7 protein-coding genes are annotated in these 4,600 nt (G+C 67.4%); 2 read left to right on the top strand and 5 right to left on the bottom strand.

Features of this window, described 5'->3' with window-relative positions:
- Positions 1-216: 216 nt before the first annotated feature.
- Positions 217-711 (bottom strand): DoxX family protein, encoded by a 495-nt coding sequence (locus ACRDPS_RS26530; protein WP_431504668.1) that lies wholly within the window; start codon positions 709-711, stop codon positions 217-219.
- A gap of 92 nt (positions 712-803) precedes the next feature.
- Between ACRDPS_RS26530 and ACRDPS_RS26525 the strand changes: the two genes are divergently transcribed.
- Positions 804-1,379 carry a TetR/AcrR family transcriptional regulator gene (locus ACRDPS_RS26525; RefSeq protein WP_431504667.1) on the top strand — a complete coding sequence of 192 codons (576 nt, stop codon included), beginning with the start codon at positions 804-806 and terminating at the stop codon, positions 1,377-1,379.
- Positions 1,380-1,501: 122 nt separating this feature from the next.
- Here ACRDPS_RS26525 and ACRDPS_RS26520 read toward each other — a convergent pair whose 3' ends face one another.
- Positions 1,502-2,680 carry a dipeptidase gene (locus ACRDPS_RS26520; RefSeq protein ID WP_431504666.1) on the bottom strand — a complete coding sequence of 393 codons (1,179 nt, stop codon included), beginning with the start codon at positions 2,678-2,680 and terminating at the stop codon, positions 1,502-1,504.
- A gap of 232 nt (positions 2,681-2,912) precedes the next feature.
- Between ACRDPS_RS26520 and ACRDPS_RS26515 the strand changes: the two genes are divergently transcribed.
- Positions 2,913-3,083, top strand: coding sequence for a hypothetical protein (locus tag ACRDPS_RS26515; RefSeq protein WP_431504665.1), 171 nt, complete (start codon positions 2,913-2,915; stop codon positions 3,081-3,083).
- A 223-nt stretch (positions 3,084-3,306) separates the two neighbouring features.
- Here ACRDPS_RS26515 and ACRDPS_RS26510 read toward each other — a convergent pair whose 3' ends face one another.
- The 3 genes from ACRDPS_RS26510 to ACRDPS_RS26500 all read right to left on the bottom strand — a co-directional run.
- Positions 3,307-3,666 carry a HepT-like ribonuclease domain-containing protein gene (locus tag ACRDPS_RS26510; protein WP_431504664.1) on the bottom strand — a complete coding sequence of 120 codons (360 nt, stop codon included), beginning with the start codon at positions 3,664-3,666 and terminating at the stop codon, positions 3,307-3,309.
- Positions 3,666-4,139 (bottom strand): nucleotidyltransferase domain-containing protein, encoded by a 474-nt coding sequence (locus ACRDPS_RS26505; protein WP_431504663.1) that lies wholly within the window; start codon positions 4,137-4,139, stop codon positions 3,666-3,668. Before ACRDPS_RS26505 ends, ACRDPS_RS26510 begins: the two co-directional genes overlap by 1 nt.
- 228 nt (positions 4,140-4,367) lie before the next feature.
- On the bottom strand, positions 4,368-4,600 hold a 233-nt coding region (locus ACRDPS_RS26500), incomplete at its 5' end, for a lipase family protein (RefSeq protein WP_431504662.1).

Raw genomic sequence — 4,600 nt, 5'->3', positions numbered from 1 at the left:
ATGCCCAGCCACCGACTCCACATCCAGCAGTTCAAGCTGCCGATCGGACTCACCCTGCATACCCACAGGATTTCAGACCAACCCGCCGATCACGGGAGGCGCGCCTTTTGTTCAGCAGTCTCCTAGGCACCGTCTGCGTGGAGTGCCTGCGCCGGCCCGACCCGGGCGCGGGTCTCGGTGAACGAGGCGACGTGGGTGTGGCTGATCCGGACGACCTCAGCCCCGCTTCTCCTCCACCCGGCTCAGCGGTGTCTCGGCACGGTCCTCACGGGTGCTGAACCGACGTGCCACGATGACGGTCGCGGCGAGGAAGACGATCTGCAGCACGGTGCGCGGCACGAGGTTGTCCAGCCACTCGGTCCCGAGGCCATGGGTGGCCGCATAGACGTTCGCCGGGAACATGCCGATCAGCATCAGCGCCAGCGCGATCGCCGCCACCCGGGTCGTACGGCGAACGAGCAGTCCGATCGCCCCGAGGATCTCCAGCACGCCGGTCACGGTCACCAGCACCCCGGGCTCGGGCAGCGAGGGCGGGACCATGGCGATCATCTGCTCGCGCATCCCCACGAAGTGGGCCGTGCCCGTCATCAGGAACATCGCGGCCAGGCCTCCTCGCAGCGCATGCCCCCACGTCGGGACGGAGATCAGACCGCGGGCGCCCGCCACCCGCAGAACCACGCTGACCACCACCAGCACCATCAGGGGAGCCATCAGAGCCTCTTTTCACAGCAGAATTCGTCACTGGAAAGATTCACAGTCGGCACGAAACTTGTCAACGGATAAATCGGGCTATGCTCGACCGCGTGAGCCAGCCCAGCTACCACCACGGGGACCTCCGCCGCGCCGTGCTCGACGCCGCGATCGAGGTGATCGGCGAGTCGGGACCGGCCGCCGTCAGCCTGCGGGGTCTTGCCCGGCGTACGGGCGTCACCCACGCCGCCCCCCGCTATCACTTCCGTAGCAAGGAGGGAGTCTTCACGGCCCTCGCGGCGGAGGGATTCAGCCTCTTCGCCGATGCGCTGGACTCGGCCGGGGAGTCGCCGGCCATCGCCGACCTCGGTGTCGTCTACGTACGCTTCGCCCGCGATCACCGGGCTCACTTCGAGGTGATGTTCCGGCCCGACCTGGTCGACAGCGACGACCCCGCACTGGCCTCCGCACGGGACCGCGCCTGGGCCACGCTCTCCCGGGCCGTACTGCACACCGAGACCCACCAGCCGGCCGCTCCCCGCGTGGCGCAGCTGGGCGCGTGGGCTCTCGTCCACGGGTTCGCCCAGCTGTTCGCCGCCGATGCGCTCACCCTCGACCCTGCCGAGGATGTCGATGACGTCGTCCGCGCCGCGGCCGCGCTGATGTTCCCAGCCGAGAGCAACCTCTGAGAACAGCGCCCGGGTCCCCCGTCAAGCTCGCGGGCTCTCGCGTCGACGTCCTCACCGCCGCCGGACCCCAGGCCGTCCGGTCCTACCGCCGGAACCTGACCGGGTCCGGCATCGTGCCCGACCTACTCGGGCAGGGTCGCCCTGAGAACGCGCAGCGTGTTGCCGCCCATGATCGCGGCCACCTCGGTCTCGTCGTAGCCTCGGTCGACGAGCTCCTGGGTGATGGCGGCGAGGTCGCTGGTGTCCCAGCCGACGGTGGTCGCGCCGTCGTAGTCGCTGCCGAGGGCCGCCGTCTCGATGCCGCCGACCTCGACGACGTGGTCGATGGCATCCACGACGGCTCCGACGGTCAGCTCGCACACCGCGGCATCCCAGTAGCCGACACCGACCACGCCACCGGTCTCGGCGACCCCACGGACCTCGTCGTCGGTCAGGTTGCGGTTGACGTCGCAGGTCGCCTGCACACCGCCGTGGCTGAGCACCACCGGCTCGGTGGCCATCGCGAGCATCTCGGCGACCGCGGTGTGGCTGGCGTGCGCGATGTCGACGATGATGCCGCGACGCTCCATCTCGGCGAACACGCGGCGCCCCAGGTCGGTGAGACCGCCCTTGTCGACCCCGTGCATGGAACCGGCCACCTCGTTGTCGAAGAAGTGGGTGAACCCGGCCATCCGCATCCCGGCGTCGTAGAGCCTGTCCAGGTTGTCGAAGTCTCCCTCGAGGTTGTGGAGGCCCTCGACCGAGAAGAGCGCACCGGTGACCTGCTTTCCGGCCTCACGGTCGGAAATGAGGGCGTCCAGGTCGGCCCGGGTGCGGATCGGCCGCAGCTTGCCGTCGGAGTCGGCCGCCGCCTTGTCGAGCTTCTGGGCGTGGTGGAGCGAGCGGTCGAGCAGCGACGTCCAGGTGCGGGGCGGTTGGAGCTGGGCGAAGGTCAGTAGCGTGATGTTGTCGCTGTCGCCGGTGTTGCTGTCGTAGTTCTGCCCCTTGGGCGACTTCGACACCGACGAGAAGACCTGCAGCGCGACGTTGCCGTCCTCCATGCGAGGCAGGTCCAGGTGACCCCGATCGGAGTGCTCCAGAAGGTCCCGGTCCCACATCAGGGTGTCGCTGTGCATGTCGATGACCTGCAGCGAGTCGTGCAACCGTCGCGTCTCGGGAGTCACCTGCGGCAGGCTGGCCGGACGGATCTTGTTCTGGCCGTTCTCCACGATCCCGGGGGCCAGGGTGAAGAAGCCGGCACCACCGACGACGAGAACGGTGAGTACGGCCAGGGGCAGGCGCTTCGTCCAGCGGCGGATCATGTTCGGGTCCTCTCGGGCAGGCGTGGGGCGAGCACGAGTATCGCGGCACAAACGTCGGCGAGCGGCGAATTGGACCGAATCGCCCGTCCGGCAGAGCGTTCAGAGAGGATGTGACCATGGCGACTCTGGATGAGGACGACTTTTCGCTCATCCACGCGCTCCAGATCAGGCCGCGCGCTTCCTGGACGGACCTCGCCGCGGCCGCCTCCGGGCCACCCCGGGCGTACGACAGGTGGTCGGCCTGCCCGGACCGACGAACCTGCTGACCAGCACCTGGACCCGCTCCGTCGAGAGCGCCATGCTCCTCCACGAGCACCTCCAGCGCGACCTCGCACCCGTCAAGGTGGTCGAGTCCGCGATCATCCTGCGCCAGACCACACGCTTGGGCTGGAGGCTCGACTAGCTCGGACGCTCCACCGGCACCCTGGTTCCCTACCCACCGAGCACCGAAGGTACCCCAGTCCTCGGCGCCTGCTGACGGGCTCAGCGGTCTCCGCGAGAGACTCTCCGGATCGCGCACCAGATCGACTCGGCCCGATCGTCCTGTTCGCCTATGCCCTGGACTCAGCCGCGGAGTCGCTGGCGGCGGCAGTGGTCACCACCTCCAACCTGCCGCCCCTCGCTGGTCAAACCGCATCATCGAGCACCGACGAGGCCTCATCGAAGAGCAATTGCAACGACACCTTCCACTCCGGAAGGTCGCTCGCAAGCGTCAGCCAGGTCAACTCGCGGTTGATCTCGTCGTACTGGTGAATGATGAAATTGCGGTTCGCAACCGCGAGCGCCCACTCGACGCCATCGGGCGCCAGAACGCCGAGTCGTGACAACCTGTTCGCAGCCTCGCCGAGCTTCATCATGAGCGAGTCGCCCGCCTCTTGCAGAAGGTCATCAGCGAGATACACCACCTCGCCGCGCGTCACGATGTCGTCGATTCGCATGAGCCAGGACCGAATGTGCAACAACTCCTTGGCTGCTTTGACCTCCATCAGAGAAGGACCGCGTCGCGCCGAATATCGTCATCGAGCTTAGGCTTCAGACCGCCGTAATCGACCAGGTCGATCCCACGACCGAGGACCTGCTCGAGCAGTCTTTTGAACCGGATGAACCCGAACGACGACGTGCCCGCTGGCGCCTCGACCAAGAGGTCGATGTCCGAGTCGTGCCGCGCCTGGCCACGAGCCACCGAGCCGAAGACCGCGAGTCTGCGGTAGCCGGCATCCTCAGCAACACTCCTGAGGACCGGCCCAGCCGCCTCGACCAAAGCTTCGGGGTGAATCCGCGCCAGATCCGGCGCCGCCTTCATCTGCTGGCTGACCGCTGGCTGACTCACACCGAGCTCGGCCGCAATTTCCCGCTGGCTCATCCCGGACGCCACCATCGCCCGAAGCGCAAGCGCACGCCGAAGCCGCGCAACCTCTTCCTCATGTCGCGCTTCGTGATACGCAGCCACCACGGCCATAAGGAGACCTTATCATCTTCGGTTCTCTGCTCACGATGCCGATCTCTTACGAGGCGGATTCGAGTGCTGAGCCGTGCCGCCCGGTCGACAGTCGGCCACGACTGAAGCGCTGAGCGTTCGCGGTAAAGCTGGGGATCTGCCCCCATCACGGCCAAGAGTCGGGCCAGGGAGGACGCCGAAGGCATCCTCCCTGGCCCGATCACATCAACAAGCTGACGACACCGACGATCAGCAGTCGTTGGGTGCCGCGATCCCGAGGAAGCGTCCCGCCAGCCACGGCAGTGCTGCCGTCTCCCAGACGACAGCGCCCTCGACGTGCTCGCCGATCAGGTCCCGATGGATCTTGATCCTGGTTCCCTTGCCGCACCATGCCCGGTCGAGCGTGTTGTGCTGGCCGACCGGCACGACCTCGTCGGTGTTGGCGTGGTAGCTGAAGATCGGGGTCGTCGGAGCGGACGCGC

Source organism: Nocardioides sp. (assembly GCF_050699375.1).
Lineage (GTDB): Bacteria > Actinomycetota > Actinomycetes > Propionibacteriales > Nocardioidaceae > Nocardioides.
This window is presented reverse-complemented; position numbering and strand designations above follow the sequence as displayed.

What these genes read in the sequence shown, in the direction of transcription:
- ACRDPS_RS26530 (WP_431504668.1), bottom strand. Translation starts at nt 711, where the DNA reads ATGGCTCCCCTGATGGTGCTGGTGGTGGTCAGCGTGGTTCTGCGGGTG.
- ACRDPS_RS26520 (WP_431504666.1), bottom strand. Translation starts at nt 2,680, where the DNA reads ATGATCCGCCGCTGGACGAAGCGCCTGCCCCTGGCCGTACTCACCGTT.
- ACRDPS_RS26510 (WP_431504664.1), bottom strand. Translation starts at nt 3,666, where the DNA reads ATGGAGGTCAAAGCAGCCAAGGAGTTGTTGCACATTCGGTCCTGGCTC.
- ACRDPS_RS26505 (WP_431504663.1), bottom strand. Translation starts at nt 4,139, where the DNA reads ATGGCCGTGGTGGCTGCGTATCACGAAGCGCGACATGAGGAAGAGGTT.